The following is a 14230-nucleotide window of genomic DNA, read 5'->3' on the forward strand; positions in this document are numbered from 1 at the left end:
GGACGAATGCTCGGGTGCCTCAGGGAGATCTCAGGGCTTTCCCCGATAGCGCTCAATGCCTGTTATCAGGTGGAATGGTTCCATGAATGAACAGGTCACAACGGATTACTCTCGCAGGGTTTTCAGCCGAGACACTCAGCATCGTTTTCTCGGAGGTGTATGCGCTGGTATCGCCCGATACCTTGGTTGGGATCTGATCCTTGTGCGCCTGCTGTTTATCGCAACGCTGCCGCTTCCGGGGTCAGGCATCATGCTCTACCTCATATTGTGGTTCGTCATGCCTGCCGATGATGAGGGCGTCGCTTACCCGAGTGACATTCCTGTCACTGCCGATGCTCCCCACTAGAGCCATCACTGTTGACTGTGGGGCGAGTTGATGGTGATCGACCGTTCTCCAGCACGAAGTGTTGCGCCAATTGGGACAGCCTGACGATTTCCTCGCTCCAGTTCAAACACTGAACCGTCAGGTAACGTGACCGACGTGCCGTTCGCAGAAAAAGCATCCTCCACCCACACTCCGCCGGGAGCAGGACCCAGGCGCAGATGAGTGCGAGACAGTGAGCGTGTTGAGTCCTCGACAGTGACAGCACGTTCACTCGGTGACATCGTGACAGGTGCGCGTCCAATGACTGTCGTACCAATCACTGCTTCTTTCTCACCTGAATCGAATACCAGCCATATTTCAGCGTTCTTCTGATCATGCTGCGTGTTAGGCTTCGGCGTGCCGGCTCGATCCGGCTGCTCCTCCGGTGCAGGTGCAGAAGTGTCGTCACTATTCTCTGGCTTCTCGACTCCGGCGGCAGACTGGCTAGCCAGCGGAACTGCAGCCGAATTTGAAGCAATCGGCTCCGGATGAGCCACGTCAGGAGCAGGTTGCGCTGGCGCTGCTGGTGGAACGATAACGGAGAAGCCATCGGGCTGGGCTGGCTGGGCCGGTGTCACCTCAGGCTGTGCCAGTGGGTCGGGTGCTTCCTGGGGATGAGCCTGGCGCGGAGCCAACGACGGTTCGGGCTGTGACGGAACGGCAAAGGATCCCGCACCTGTCGGTTTCAGCCCGGGAGATGACAGGCTCGGCATCCACATGCCAAACGAGCGCTGGCTCTGCTGTGAACCAGCCTGCTCCTGTGGTTGCGGCTGAGGTGCCGGTGGCATCGACGGTCCGGGGACTCGCGCGTCACCCTCGTCCATCGGGTGCGACGAGGGCGAGGCTGGCCCAGTCCAACCGGTGTTCTCCGATGTCAGTGTGTGAGTAGTCTGCCGGCCATAGGCGTCGGGGGCCGTTGTCGGGCGCCTGAGCGGTGAGCGCAAATCAAGTGTCGCCGTACCCGCGAGCGAATCAACCCAATCGCGGCCATCTTTGCCCAGCCACACCACGATCACAGGCCCGATAACCGTGACGTGCAGTAAACCGATGATGGCGCTGCGAATTCCCTGACGTTTAAGTCCCGGTGCGTGATCCGTACCCGCTGCGACCGCGACGGTACGTGTGGCCAGTGCTCCCAAGGTGCGTCCGGTACGGGCGCGCACAAGCGTCAGAACCAAGAACAGTTCCAGCACGATAGTGCCGACGAAGATAAGAGACGGTCGGATAAACCAGGCAAGCGCTGCACATGCCCAGATTGCCAGCAGGTCAATCATGTACGAGCCGACCCGCAGGTTTCGCGACGCCGGGTTACCACTGGAGGTGGGGGCGCTTCTTTGCGAGGAGGGACGTGATTGCGTTCCGCGCGGTATCTGCGCGCGCATCGGACTTTGAGCTGGTGCAGTGGAAGGAATAGACGTCATAGTTACGATGCCACCTGTCGAATCACGTCAAATAAACCGGTAGAGAATACGGCGCACGGCAAGATGAACACCAGTGAAATTGACTGGGCAATGTCTCCGACCCGGCCGAGGAAAGCGGCGCCCTCGTCACGGCGTGAGACCAGCATGGCCGCACATACCACTGCGATGCCGCTGATTGCCAGCATCCCGCCAACGCCAAGAGGTCCTGCCACCTGCTGCCCCGTCGGGGACATGATGAGCGCGCCCGCCAGAGCCGTTGCGCATACGCGCGGGCCGATGCGAAATGCCTTCGAACGCGTATTGCGGGGCGTAAGTGAGAGGGCAAGAATTGCGCACACAACCGTCGCAGTGCCGACGCGTCCGTGCCACGAGGTCAGGTCAACTCGACTCGCCACCATCGGAATCGTGACACAAACCGCCACACAACAGATGATGACCAGCGTATCCAGAATCCCGGATGCCTCCCGCACCGTGCGCTCCACACGCGCATGCGTGATCCGCGAGGGTGATGCCACTTTCGCTTGACGCACCGCAGGCGCTGACGTGGTGACCAGTGGGAGGTCGAGGAGCTGCGTTTCAGGAATCCGCACCGCTGTCTGAGGCACAATCGCCAGGGCCAACACCAGCAACGCCAAGCCGATCGGCATGATCGTGGACCACGGAATCTGGAACGCCGTGGTCATGGACAGCACAGCAGCTAACACACCGAAAGCAACAGCGCTGGCCGCCGCCGAAGGCAGGCGAGTCGTCAGCCAATACAGAAGCGATACTCCAAACGCAACCCAGCACAGCATCGGGGGCGCAAGAACGATGGAAACGGGGGCCTGCGGAGGAAGCAACGCCAGGGATGCCACGCCGATGAAGAAACTCAGCGCCAGGCAGGCTGCGGTTCCCGCGTGCAGACGCCCTCGGAAAATCAGGGGAAGAGTCAGGAGGATCGACACGATGCCGGCACCGATGCGCACGCCCTGTGGAATCATGGCCGACCGTGCCACCAGGGGGGCGATAATGCAGGCCGCTTCAAGCCCAACGACGGCAATCATGATGCCCACGATGCCCAGCAGTCTGTTGAACCAGGGGGCCTCGGCGTATTCACGGGCCCTGACTTGCGCCCGGTCGGACGCTAGTCCACTGGCGACCGACAGAATGGTGCCGGACGGAAGATCTCGTCCCAGCGCTTGAGAAGGGGACACCAACCTGCCGCTCGGCAGCGTGATGCGGACGTCGCCCGTCGACGTATCCACATTCATCATCGCAAGCAAGCCTGACACCGTCGTGCCGACAGGGACGGCGACATCTGACCGGGTACCAGCCTGCTCGATAGTGGCCTGCGCAACCGATGTCATAGGCTGTCCTGTCCTTCGAGCTGGTGAACCTCTCGTTCTATCCCCACAATCAAGATAATATGAGATGCGCATGTATTTCATGTCAAGACCACCATTTGAGGTGAAAATATGGCAGAAGAGGACGCATCCCCAGATCGGGTCAGCTCGCCGGAGCTGCCTACGGGTACGATCCCGATCGAGGGGCCTCCGGATCAGGTTGAACCGCCTGGTATGGGAAATGTCCTGATGACGGTTGTCCCGATGTTCGGATCGATGGGTGTCATGATCTTTATGGTCATGAGTGCGAACAACAACCCGCGCATGCTCATGATGGGCGGCGCCATGGTTTTCGCGATGCTGTCCATGGTCGGTTTCAATATCTACCGCCAGATCGGCGGGCATCGCCAAAAAGTGGTGACAACACGCCGGGAATACCTCGCCTATTTGTCGGAGATGCGCCAAACCGTCCGCACTGCTGAGCGCAAACAGCGCGCCTATATCCGCTGGCACTTACCCGACCCGCTGGCTTTAACGCTGATTGCGCAGGACCGCGCCCGCCTGTGGGAACGAGCCCCAGGGGATGCTGACGCGCTCAACATGCGGATTGGCTCATCGACACAAGCACTCTCAATGGATCTTGACGTGCCTGAGCTTCCTCCGATGGCCAACCCCGATATCGTCTGTCATAGTGCGCTCAACCGGTTCGTGGAGACGTTTTCCAACATTGATCATGTGCCTTTCGGCGTCATGATCGGAGAATTCTCCCATATTGAGGTGGCAGGGCGGCACGATGTAGCCCGCGCGCAGGCACGTGCCATGCTGTGCCACCTGCTGACATTCATCGGTCCAGGCGCCCTGAAAGTCGCCGTCTTGTGCTCCGAGGAGGCACGCCCGCAGTGGGAGTGGGTCAAGTGGGCCCCGCATGCGCGTTCATCAGAGGAGCGGGACGCCCTCGGCCCTGCACGAATGATCACCAGCGACTACGCCGAACTGGAAAACCTGCTGGGTGAGGAGTTCACCACGCGCGGCACGTTCCGGCCGCGTGACGAAAACGTGCAGTGGCCGCACCTCGTGCTGATCGTCGACGATGCGAACATGCCGTCACAAACGCGCCTCGGGTCACTCGAAGGATGTCTGGGCGTCACCGTTATCAAGGTTCTCGAAAAGTGGGGACCGCTCGTCTCACGCAGCACGATGCGCCTGCTGATTCACCCGTACGAGCACAAGGATCCTGCCGATCGGCGAGTCATGGAAGTCGTGCTGATGGATCAGCGCCCCATCGTTGCCCGACCCGATGAGATGAGCATCGAGCAGGCTGAAGCACTGAGCCGACGCACCGCATTTTGGAGCGAAGGCGAGAAACGTTCCGCCGACAAACCTGCCGGCCGCTCAGACCCCGCCCGTTCGGAAGACCTGATGACGCTGCTGCACCTGCCGGATGTGCGCGACTTCGATCCAGATAAGGAATGGAAGTACCGCACCGGGCGCGACTTGCTGCGTGTTCCGTTCGGTGTGACGCCCGAGGGGATCCCCGTCCTGCTGGACATCAAGGAATCAGCTCAGCAAGGTATGGGCCCGCATGGCCTGCTGATCGGTGCGACTGGTTCAGGTAAGTCTGAGGTACTCAGGACTCTGGTGCTGGCAATGGCGCTGACCCACTCCCCCGAGCAGCTCAACTTCGTGCTGGTTGACTTCAAGGGTGGCGCGACGTTCTGGGGAATGGGCAAGCTGCCGCACGTGTCGGCCGTCATTTCCAACCTGGAGTCGGAACTGTTCCTGGTTGACCGTATGCAGGAGGCCCTGCGCGGCGAAATGGTGCGACGCCAGGAGCTGCTGCGAAAGGCCGGCAACTACGCCAACGTCACGGATTACGAGGCAGATCGGCGCGCCGGTAAACACGAGTATCCGCCGATGCCGGCACTGTTCATCATCCTCGACGAGTTTTCCGAACTGTTGTCGGCCAAACCTGACTTCATTGATCTGTTCGTACAAATCGGTCGTCTGGGGCGATCCATGTCGATCCACTTGCTGCTGGCCTCTCAGCGCCTGGAAGAAGGCCGTCTGCGCGGGCTGGATTCGCACCTGTCCTATCGCATGGGCTTGCGTACATTCTCCGGTCAGGAGTCACGTTCCGTGCTGGGTGTGACGGATGCGTATGAGCTGCCATCGATTCCAGGTGTCGGATATCTGAAGACCGGTACTGATCAGATGGTGCGTTTCCGCGCCTCGTATGTTGCCGCTCCCCCGCCGGCACGTTCCCACGCTCCACGCTCAGGCGAGCAGGCCGGCTCCCCCGAGTCGGCGCTCACGATCCTTCCGTTCACCTCCACTCCTCAGCTTTCGCTTGACGAGGATAACTCTGACCAGGATTCTGATCGCGAGCAGGAAGAAGCTCGCAACGAATATGTCGCCCCTGAGGACCGTCAGTGGGCGGATATGACACAGATGGATATTGCGGTTGCCAAGATGGTGGGTCACGGACCTGAAGCTCACCAGGTGTGGCTGCCGCCCCTGGATATCCCGGATACGTTGGACGCCCTCATGCCGGATCTGGATGCTGATCCGCGCCTGGGATTGGTTTCACAATCGTGGCGTGCGAAAGGCCGTCTGCGTGTCCCGATGGGCACCACTGACGTTCCGCTGGAACAGCGCCGTGAGACACTGGAATATGACCTGTCCGGCGCGGGTGGTCACATGGCCATTGTGGGTGGTCCACTGTCAGGTAAGTCTACCGCGCTGCGCACACTGGTCATGGCACTGTCGTTGACGCACACACCGCAGGAAGTCCAGTTCTACATCATTGATCTGGGCGGCGGCACCTTCTCAGCCTTTGCGGACGCACCCCACATCGCTGGCGTGGCGACGCGTGATACCCCCGACGTCCTCAACCGTATGCTTGCCGAGATCGAGTCCATCATCGTCGACCGTGAACGCTATTTCCGCGCGAATCGAATCGACTCCATCTCCACGTACCGGCAGGGACGCGCTGAGGGGCGTTTCGACGACGGATACGGTGATGTGTTCCTGGTCGTTGACGGGTGGGCGATCCTGCGCAGCGACTTCGAGGATCTCGATATGCGAATCCAGGCGATGTTGCCGCGAGCTCTGTCGTTCGGCGTCCACCTGATAGTCGCGACATCACGCTGGATGGATATGCGTCAGCAGGTGCGTGACGTCATGGGATCAAAGCTGGAGCTGCGGCTGGGCGACGTCACCGATTCTGAAGTCAACCGCAAGGTTGCGGCTACGGTGCCGGAGGGTCGTCCTGGGCGCGGCTTGGAAATGGGCGGCCACCACGTCCTCGTCGCATTGCCGAGGGCGGACGGTGACCACGACGTATCGTCCATGTCAGCCGGCATTACCGCAACGCTTGAGCGCATCGCAAAGGCTGCTCCCGCACCGGGTCCGAAACTGCGCCTGTTGCCCGAACGCATCACGGTGGAGGAAGTCCAGCAACTGGAGGGCGCGCAGGACCGCGAGGGATTGCTGCTCGGCGTGGAAGAATCCCGACTGGGCCCATGGGTCTTCGATCCTGCCCACGAATCGCACCTGTACCTGTATGGCGATTCCAAGTCCGGCAAGACCACATTCCTGCGCACTGTCGCTCGTGAAATCATGCGCACGAGTACACCGAAACAGGCCCAGATCTTCCTGGTTGACTACCGCCGCACCCTGCTCGGGGAGGTTCCCGAGGAGTACCTTGCGGGTTACATGACCACGCGTGATGATGCGACAGCGACGATCAATGATCTGGCTGAGTATCTGCGCACCCGACTGCCCAGTGACTCTGTGACAACTGAGCAGCTCCGTAACCGCTCCTGGTGGCAGGGCGCCGAGGCGTGGCTGCTGGTCGATGACTACGATCTGGTTGCCACACAGTCGGGTAACCCGCTGATCGCCCTCCAGCCGTTACTTGCTCAGGCTGTGGATGTGGGTCTTCACGTCATCGTGAGCAGACGAATGGGCGGTGCTTCGCGCGCTGCCTTCGAACCTGTCCTTCAGGCACTGTCTGAACTCGGTACCACTGGTTTGATGCTGTCCGGCAGCCCTGATGAGGGCGCGGTCATTGGCCGCATCAAGCCGAAGCGCCTGGTAGCCGGTCGTGCCCAGATCGTGTCACGCGACGCGGGACTCGTGATGGGTCAATTGGCGTGGACGGATCCGATCGCGTGACCTGGGTCTGCTGCGCCGACCCGATTGCAGCACCGGCCCGGTTGCAGGTGCGCGACTGGGTTCTAGCCAGATGATCTGAGCGTGACGCAAAAACGCGGGGTGTCGACTGCTGCCCGGCTGGTCAGCCCTGCGGCGGGGCGTAACGCATCGCCGGTGTTTCAACGACGCGGAACTCCACGCTGAGACCCTCCCCCAGGTCGATGCGATCGCGGTCGAATAGGACTACTGGATCCCACGTGGCGACACGGCTGACTTGCCCGTTTTCGTGTACGACTGTCGTGCCGTTAGCAGATCCCAGATCCATCACGGCCCACCGTTCAGGGCCTTGCGGCATGACGATGCAGTGTGACCGAGATATTTCCCCCTGCGGGCTGGGCACGCGAAGTGTTGTGGCAGGTGGGCGCCCTGTAATGACGCGCGAGTTCGGATCTCGACCAATGACCACATCCCGGGTGAGTTCAACAGGCGCTCCACCGGCATAGACGAGGTAGGCGCTGATTCGCGTGTGCGGTGTCTCAGGTGGGAGTGGAGACGGCGGAGGACCCGGGTATCCGTTCGGGGCCGCAGAATCATAGGGGCGTCCCTGAAAGGGACTGTCAGCAAATTGGGTGCCGCTGCTCGCACTGTCGGGGCTCTGCGACCTGGCTGATGGTTGAGCGGTGGGTGCCGCAGGCCGCGCAGCATAACGCACGGTGTGAGGTGCCTGGGGGCCCTGGCCCGAATCCTGTGAGTCCTGCGAGCCGCGACGTAGCTGGTTTTGTTCGCGTTGACGGCGCATCTGTTCGAGCATTTCAGGCGTCATCGTTTTTTCGAGCGATTCAGGGTTGAATCCTTCGGGAACGTCACTCGGAGCGGGTCCAGACGGCGTTGCCGGCTTGGCAGGGCCGTCAGGCACGTCACTGGCAGCAGACGCAGCAGGGGTGACTGGTGCAGCAACCCCGGCAGGTCCGACAGGCGGTGCCGGGTCACCTGGAGGTGTGGAATCGGCCAGCGGTGCTGGCTCAGTTGAAGGTGTCGGCTCAGCATCCACGCTGCTCGCGGTATTGTCACTATCGGCGAGGGTGCTCTGGCTCGCCTCAGGCGACACGTCATGAGGTGACGCGTCGCGCTCTGAGGCATCGTCACGATCTACTGCATCGAGAGGCGAGGACACCGGATCGAAGTAACCGATGCGCACTCGGCGAGCCTGAGCCGCGCCTGTGACAAGCGGCAGCCACGGATCACGGCGCTGTCGCTCAGCGATGCCATCTGCCTGGTCCGTGTCATTGCTGTCAGCATCAGGCTGATCCAGTTCGCCAGAGCCGAACTCGATCTCGATGGCGTCCCAGTGTGAAGAATCGGCCTGCACACCTTCGGACGTGATGCGCGAGGAGCGAACCTGCGGTTGGCCTGCTGCTTCAGAATCCGTCACCGGGCTCGCGCTCCAGATCCGAATCGAACATTCGGGATACGCATAGAGCTGCACCTGGTCCCCGCGAGTATCAGCGACAAAAACGCGTCCGCCTTGTGCACGAATCGATTCGAGCAGCTCGCCGGGGTCCCCCTCGTTCATGACACACGTCAGTGCGGCGTTCAGGCATTCAGAGGACACCAATGCCGTGCCGAACGGGCCGTTGACGGCGACAAACCCATGCCCTTGGGTGGATACGCGTCCAAGCTGCCACATCAGATGGTTTCCTCCGCGGACGAAGGAACCTCGTCGCCCGCTTGTTCGGCCGCATCACTGCCTGGCTGACGGCGAATCGTCTGCGTGGAGGAAGGACGCGCAATGCCGACAGTACGTTCAAACGGATTGACGGAATCGTCAGCTGGCCACGGCGGGTTCACGGATTCAACGAAAATCGTCACAACCGTCGCGTTGTCGCGTGTCTGCCGCTCCAGCGCCGCATCCACCAGCGCATTTGCCGCGCGTTGAGCATCATCTGACTGAGTAACGATGCGAACCATCTCCGCGTCGTCAATCGCCGAGTGCACTCCATCTGAGCAGATCACCACCCTGTCCCCAGGCGCGATCGTCGTCACGGTGAAGTCCGCCTGGGGCAGGCCCGGCATTCCGCCACCCAGGGCGCGTGTGATGATATTGGCTGCGGGGAGTTCGTCTGGTGACCATTGAGCGTCACGCGCTTCCTGCCGGGCCGAATGGTCTTTCGTCATGGCCCGGATCTGCCCATCGTTTATAAGGTACGTACGCGAATCGCCTACATTGAAGACAAGCCATTGGGGCCGCTCCTCGTGACTGGCGATGAGAACCCCCGTCAGGGTCGTGCCCGGCGCACCGGCCAGCACAATATTCGCCAGGTCTTTGTCCTCGTCGGACATGGACGAGGGGGTAGCCAGGGCCATCACTGCCTGCGCGGCGACGGAAATGGCATGATCAAGGTCGTTCACATCGGCTTCGCGGCCATTGAGAGCATCGCCGGACAGTGCGCCAGTGAAAGCCTGGATCGCCACTTCGGAGGCACGTCCGCCACCTGCATGTCCACCCATACCGTCTGCTACTGCGTAGAGAGGGGGCTGTGCTGCCCAATGGTCCTCATTGTCGGGGCGCGGACCCTGATCGGTTGCTGCTCCCCACCGCGTGCGTACAACGCTACCGAGACGAGATAGGTCCATGGCATACCTCTTCCTGTCGGATGTTCACTCCGAGTTTTTCACGTCCGGGCTCAAATGCATAGCGTTTGTGTGCCAGGAAGATCGATTGCCGCATCGACTGCGCCTCAGCTGCGTCCCTGGCTGCTCTTAGAATGGCTGCTGACGTGGAGTGCCGGTCCGAGGCGAACGCGCGCGGGCAACAAGCACGACGACCACAATTATGACGACAAGGACGACTGCACCTACTGCAATCCAGATGCCAAGCGGTATGCCATTGGACTGGCCGGCCCCGTCTGATGGTGCGGACTGAGGCAGTTGGCTGGCGTCAGACTGGCTGGCACCTGACTGCCCCGATTGGGTAAAGCGCGGTGAGGTGCCGGGCTGCCATTGATCGCCGTATTCGGGACGTGCAAAAGCGTCGTCTGCGCGCCCGCGATACACGTAGTCCTTGTCTCCGACATCTATCGTGAAGAAGGGGTCAATGAGGCCGTCGCGGTAATCGGCTCGCAGCTGATCATCAGGGCCGTGATCTGATTTGTGCAGCAGGGGGTTTTCGTCCTTGAAACGGGTTGGATCGGCGTTGAGGAACTCATGCAGCTGCGGAACTCCGAAACCGATCTGCTCATCCCAGTCTTCACGACCTGTTGACCACGAAAAAGCGTTGAGCACTTCGTACGGCGTTGCCTCGGGCCACTTCTGCATACCCAATGCCAGCATGCCGGCAGCCATTGGAGCTGAAAACGAGGTTCCCCATGCATCAGGTGTAATGACCGTGAGGTTGCCGTCAGGGTCCGGGTCGCGAAGCGTGATCTGTTCACCGGGAAGGACCACGTCCAATCCCTCGCCGTGGGAAGAAAACGTTGAGCGGTTGCCTTCAAAGTCAGATGAGCCCACAGCCAGCACACCGTTATCTGCGGCGATGTTGATAGGGAAATCCTCTTTATTGCCGGCAGCTGCCACCAGCAACACCTCGTGCAGCTCGGCGCGCATCGAGACATATTGGAGCAGCGAAGCGCTGCCACCGATCGTGATCACCACGATATCGGCGCCCGCATTGATGGCGGCATTGATTGCACTGACCACGTCGTCCTGGGCAGCGCACTGCGTGGACAGGCCGTCACTGGACTTATTGAACGTCGACGTCACCGCAAAGTTCACGATTGTCGCACCGGGTGCCACGCCGTAATCCGGCGAGGCGACTACTGACGTGACGGCGGTTGCGTGTGACACTTCAATAGGTTCGAATGCGGCGTCAGAGCACATTGCCTCGTGAGCGGCGATGTCGGCACCGGCCAGTTCCGGCACTCCCGTATCGGCCAGTCCGTCCACGATTCCGATCGTGATGCCGGACCCATCCAGCCCCTGCGAGCGCGCCTCGTCCAACCCCAGATAGTCCTCGTAGGCCTGGTCGCGAATTGTGTCATCGCCGTGGGCGGGGACGCCCACCATGCACAGCAGAGCGATGAGCACTGCTGACAGGCAGAGGCTGAGACTTCTGAGGGGGCGAGTTGATCGAATCGGGAAACTACTCACCAACGATCCTCGATTTCGCTTTCACTGGCATGTAGATCCTCCGCTGAACCTGCTCCTGACTGCTCTGATTCGTATGGTTCTGAAGCTGCGTCGTCTTCCAAACGGAATACATCGTATCCCACGAGCGCGGATTTTCTCTCGCTGTTGTCAGAGCCGGCACCGGTACCGCCCATGGGTGCCATAAAGCCTCGTCCCATTCCGCCTCGACCTGCGGCAGCCGCAGCTGAAGAGTTGGCCGCACCACCTGCACCCTGAGCTCCAAAGCCTGTCGCGCCCCGGGCAGCCATTCCTCCAGCACCACCTGTTGTGCCTTGCGCGGACATTCCTGCTGCACTTCCTCCAGCACCACCCGAGGTGGACGATGACACGATTCCGCTGGCGGGAACTCCCCGCGAAAATGCGGCCGCTGCGTTCGGTCCGGCCAATGACAGTCCTGACAGACCTGATCCGCCGGCCCGGGCAGCCAAAGTGGCAGCTCCTGCTCCCAGCAGACCTCCTGCCATGACAGCCGTCGAGCCGCCTACTCCCAGACGACTACCCTCCGCAGCGATTCCCTGATCGAGGAATGCACCGATACCCTTAGGGCGCGTTCCCTCCGGCAGATATCCCTTCAGGGGGCCGTCAGGTCTGATCGCACCATCAGGGGAGGAGCCTGACAGCGTTGCCTCATTGCGAGTTCCGCTTTCAAATGCCGTGGCACCTGAGTTGACGTCTCCGATGGACGCGCTCGACTCGCCTCGCATGTTCGACATCCACGAACCCAGTCCGTGACGTGTCTCAGATCCGGAGATCAACGGTATTCCTGCGCTTTGCCCGCGTCCACGAGAGCCAGTTCCATTTGGGTAGTCGTAATTCGCGTAGCCGACGCCCGATCCTGACCGTGAAGAATTATTCCCTGTGGAGGAGCCTCCTGACCTGTTCACTTGCTGGCCGCTGGAGATCACTTTCATACCTGTTCGAGATGCCGCGCGCAGGCCCGCATTCATTTTCGAAAGGATCTGGGCGGCTTCCGAATCGAGCTGGCTGATATCTTCAGGACGCTTGGGGCCTGCGCGGTGATACTCCGCGACAACCATCTCACCCTCACGTGCCGCCTGTCGGATAGCAACCTGCGCCTGAGAATAAGCCTTCGAATACGTCCTGACCGCGGCCGAGTAATCTTCCACCTTGCTCTGGCACCGCGATAGCCAACTCACAATGGCGTCATTGGTTTCGCCAGAAATATTCGTCCTGGCCTTATACGTGCTAATGATCTCGTTGCACTCATCGAGTTTTTCTGAAATCTTCTCGATCAACTCCGGCGTCTCCGCGCCTCGCACCGGAAGCTGCTGCACCGCTTCCAGTCGTTGGACGATTTCTCCAGCCATGATTCACCTATTCACTCCAGTAGTTCAACATGTGGAATCTCTCAGGGGCTTACTCGGGGTCTTCGGACTCCGAATTCCTGCGCTCGTTTCCATCTTCGGATTCCGAGTTCGTACGCTCGGTCGCGCCTTCTGAGCCCTGCTCACTCGTATCTGCCTCTTCGCCGCTTTGCTCGCGAAGGCGTTCCTGCTCCTGCGGGCGCTCGGCATTTCGGGCAGATTCTGCTTCCTTGACCTTCAACTCTGCTTCAGAGTCCGTATCGGAGCGTATGAATGCATTGATCGCATCGTCAACACCACCGGAGAAGGCAGTCAAGTCTGAATGAAGCAGATCGATGAGGACCTCCAGTTCATTCAAATTTTCAACGAGACGCTCACGGAACATCACCGCTCCGCTTTCAACTCCCCACTTCGCGCTGGTCTCACCCCTGGCAATGCTGCCAGTGGAAGTCTTCGCCGCTGTAACGTGAGTCAACCCGTCGTGGCGCAGCTTATTCAGCTCCGTCCGCGCAGCATCAACATCTACTTCCCAGCCTCCAGACACTGTTTCTCCTCTACACCTGTCGTGGTCGAACGATCGTTGTGTCCATGTCGTGAATCAGATCGAAATAGTGAACCGGCGAAAGGGACGCTGCCGCGAGAAACCGCCTGCAGCGTCCCTTTCGACAAGCACAAGGCTCAGACTACTGGAACAGTCCTGCGTTGTGGTGGTCAGTTGAGTTGTAATCCTGGTTAGCCTGCTCGACGAGAACGCTGATGCGAGCCAGGACGTCACGCATACCGGTCATGCCCTCGGTCCACTTTGCCTTGGCAACCTGGTAGGCCTGCTGTGCATCGCCTTCCCAGTTGGTCTGCAGCTGCTGGAGCTCAGAATCCATCTGATCCAAGGTGTTTTGAATGCCGGTAGCACCAGTGTTGATATCTGCTGAGGCGGTTGACAGAGCCCCGTAGTTTACTTTCAGATCCATTTCAGCTTAGTCCTCTCACATTCCAAGACGGCCGGCGACGGAGTTCATCGCAGCCTGGTGGTCGGCATCGGTCGTGTCGTAAGCCTGCTGCGATGAACGCAGGTTGGCTTCGAATTCGTTCAACGCACTGGTGATCTTGCGTGCATCCTCATCCCACTGAACCATCAGCTGCTGGAAAGCGGTAGATGCGTTGCCGACCCACTGTGAGCCGATGCTTGAAAGGTTGGAGCGCAAGGTGCTCAGGCGGCCCTCAAGATCCTGACGTGTAGAAGAAACAGTTTGAGCGCCTTTGAGGATTGCACCCTCTGCGGCGGAAACCTGTCCAGCCATGTTTTATCCTCCATAATCGGTAGGCTGCCGAGCACTCACTTCGAACACTCGGAAGATGACACACTTACTGAAACATACCCGCCCCCCGTTTGGCAATAGTCTGAAGTAAACTGTAAACGTTTCGTCACCGACGTGTTACTTGAAAGAATCGGCAAAAAAA

At 60.3% G+C, this 14230-nt stretch carries 11 protein-coding genes; 2 read left to right on the top strand and 9 right to left on the bottom strand.

The window, feature by feature from the left end:
- Positions 1-82 precede the first annotated feature (82 nt).
- Complete coding sequence (locus AC1DA5_RS07325; protein WP_480289733.1) at positions 83-346, top strand: PspC domain-containing protein; 264 nt, start codon at positions 83-85, stop codon at positions 344-346.
- 5 nt (positions 347-351) lie between these two features.
- Here AC1DA5_RS07325 and AC1DA5_RS07330 read toward each other — a convergent pair whose 3' ends face one another.
- Complete coding sequence (locus AC1DA5_RS07330) at positions 352-1785, bottom strand: FHA domain-containing protein (RefSeq protein WP_480289734.1); 1434 nt, start codon at positions 1783-1785, stop codon at positions 352-354.
- 2 nt (positions 1786-1787) lie between these two features.
- Positions 1788-3131 carry a hypothetical protein gene (locus tag AC1DA5_RS07335; RefSeq protein WP_058237782.1) on the bottom strand — a complete coding sequence of 448 codons (1344 nt, stop codon included), beginning with the start codon at positions 3129-3131 and terminating at the stop codon, positions 1788-1790.
- 108 nt (positions 3132-3239) lie between these two features.
- On the opposite strand from AC1DA5_RS07335, the gene eccCa reads away from it, so the two are divergent.
- Positions 3240-7283, top strand: coding sequence for a type VII secretion protein EccCa (eccCa, locus tag AC1DA5_RS07340; RefSeq protein WP_480289736.1), 4044 nt, complete (start codon positions 3240-3242; stop codon positions 7281-7283).
- A 121-nt stretch (positions 7284-7404) separates the two neighbouring features.
- Here eccCa and AC1DA5_RS07345 read toward each other — a convergent pair whose 3' ends face one another.
- From AC1DA5_RS07345 to AC1DA5_RS07375, 7 genes are all read right to left on the bottom strand, one after another.
- Positions 7405-8949, bottom strand: a complete 1545-nt coding sequence (locus tag AC1DA5_RS07345; RefSeq protein ID WP_480289738.1) for an FHA domain-containing protein — start codon at positions 8947-8949, stop codon at positions 7405-7407.
- Positions 8949-9896 carry a PP2C family protein-serine/threonine phosphatase gene (locus tag AC1DA5_RS07350; protein WP_074026241.1) on the bottom strand — a complete coding sequence of 316 codons (948 nt, stop codon included), beginning with the start codon at positions 9894-9896 and terminating at the stop codon, positions 8949-8951. The genes AC1DA5_RS07345 and AC1DA5_RS07350 overlap by 1 nt, the downstream gene beginning before the upstream one ends.
- Positions 9897-10022: 126 nt before the next feature.
- Entirely contained in the window at positions 10023-11345 is a 1323-nt protein-coding gene (locus tag AC1DA5_RS07355) for a S8/S53 family peptidase (protein WP_058237779.1), read from the bottom strand.
- A gap of 59 nt (positions 11346-11404) precedes the next feature.
- Positions 11405-12775, bottom strand: a complete 1371-nt coding sequence (locus AC1DA5_RS07360; RefSeq protein WP_480289741.1) for a hypothetical protein — start codon at positions 12773-12775, stop codon at positions 11405-11407.
- A gap of 49 nt (positions 12776-12824) precedes the next feature.
- Entirely contained in the window at positions 12825-13316 is a 492-nt protein-coding gene (locus tag AC1DA5_RS07365) for a hypothetical protein (protein ID WP_070728167.1), read from the bottom strand.
- A gap of 139 nt (positions 13317-13455) precedes the next feature.
- The gene (locus AC1DA5_RS07370; protein ID WP_058237776.1) at positions 13456-13740 is read right to left on the bottom strand and encodes a WXG100 family type VII secretion target; all 285 of its coding nucleotides are present in this window, start codon (positions 13738-13740) and stop codon (positions 13456-13458) included.
- Between the two features lie 15 nt (positions 13741-13755).
- Complete coding sequence (locus tag AC1DA5_RS07375) at positions 13756-14070, bottom strand: WXG100 family type VII secretion target (protein WP_058237775.1); 315 nt, start codon at positions 14068-14070, stop codon at positions 13756-13758.
- Positions 14071-14230: the final 160 nt, after the last annotated feature.

It is taken from the genome of Pauljensenia sp. C0254C2 (assembly GCF_056583835.1).

Coding starts and splice junctions, on each gene's coding strand:
- AC1DA5_RS07325 (WP_480289733.1), top strand. CDS start 83: ATGAATGAACAGGTCACAACGGATTACTCTCGCAGGGTTTTCAGCCGA.
- AC1DA5_RS07330 (WP_480289734.1), bottom strand. CDS start 1,785: ATGACGTCTATTCCTTCCACTGCACCAGCTCAAAGTCCGATGCGCGCG.
- AC1DA5_RS07335 (WP_058237782.1), bottom strand. CDS start 3,131: ATGACATCGGTTGCGCAGGCCACTATCGAGCAGGCTGGTACCCGGTCA.
- eccCa (WP_480289736.1), top strand. CDS start 3,240: ATGGCAGAAGAGGACGCATCCCCAGATCGGGTCAGCTCGCCGGAGCTG.
- AC1DA5_RS07345 (WP_480289738.1), bottom strand. CDS start 8,949: ATGTGGCAGCTTGGACGCGTATCCACCCAAGGGCATGGGTTTGTCGCC.
- AC1DA5_RS07350 (WP_074026241.1), bottom strand. CDS start 9,896: ATGGACCTATCTCGTCTCGGTAGCGTTGTACGCACGCGGTGGGGAGCA.
- AC1DA5_RS07360 (WP_480289741.1), bottom strand. CDS start 12,775: ATGGCTGGAGAAATCGTCCAACGACTGGAAGCGGTGCAGCAGCTTCCG.
- AC1DA5_RS07370 (WP_058237776.1), bottom strand. CDS start 13,740: ATGGATCTGAAAGTAAACTACGGGGCTCTGTCAACCGCCTCAGCAGAT.
- AC1DA5_RS07375 (WP_058237775.1), bottom strand. CDS start 14,070: ATGGCTGGACAGGTTTCCGCCGCAGAGGGTGCAATCCTCAAAGGCGCT.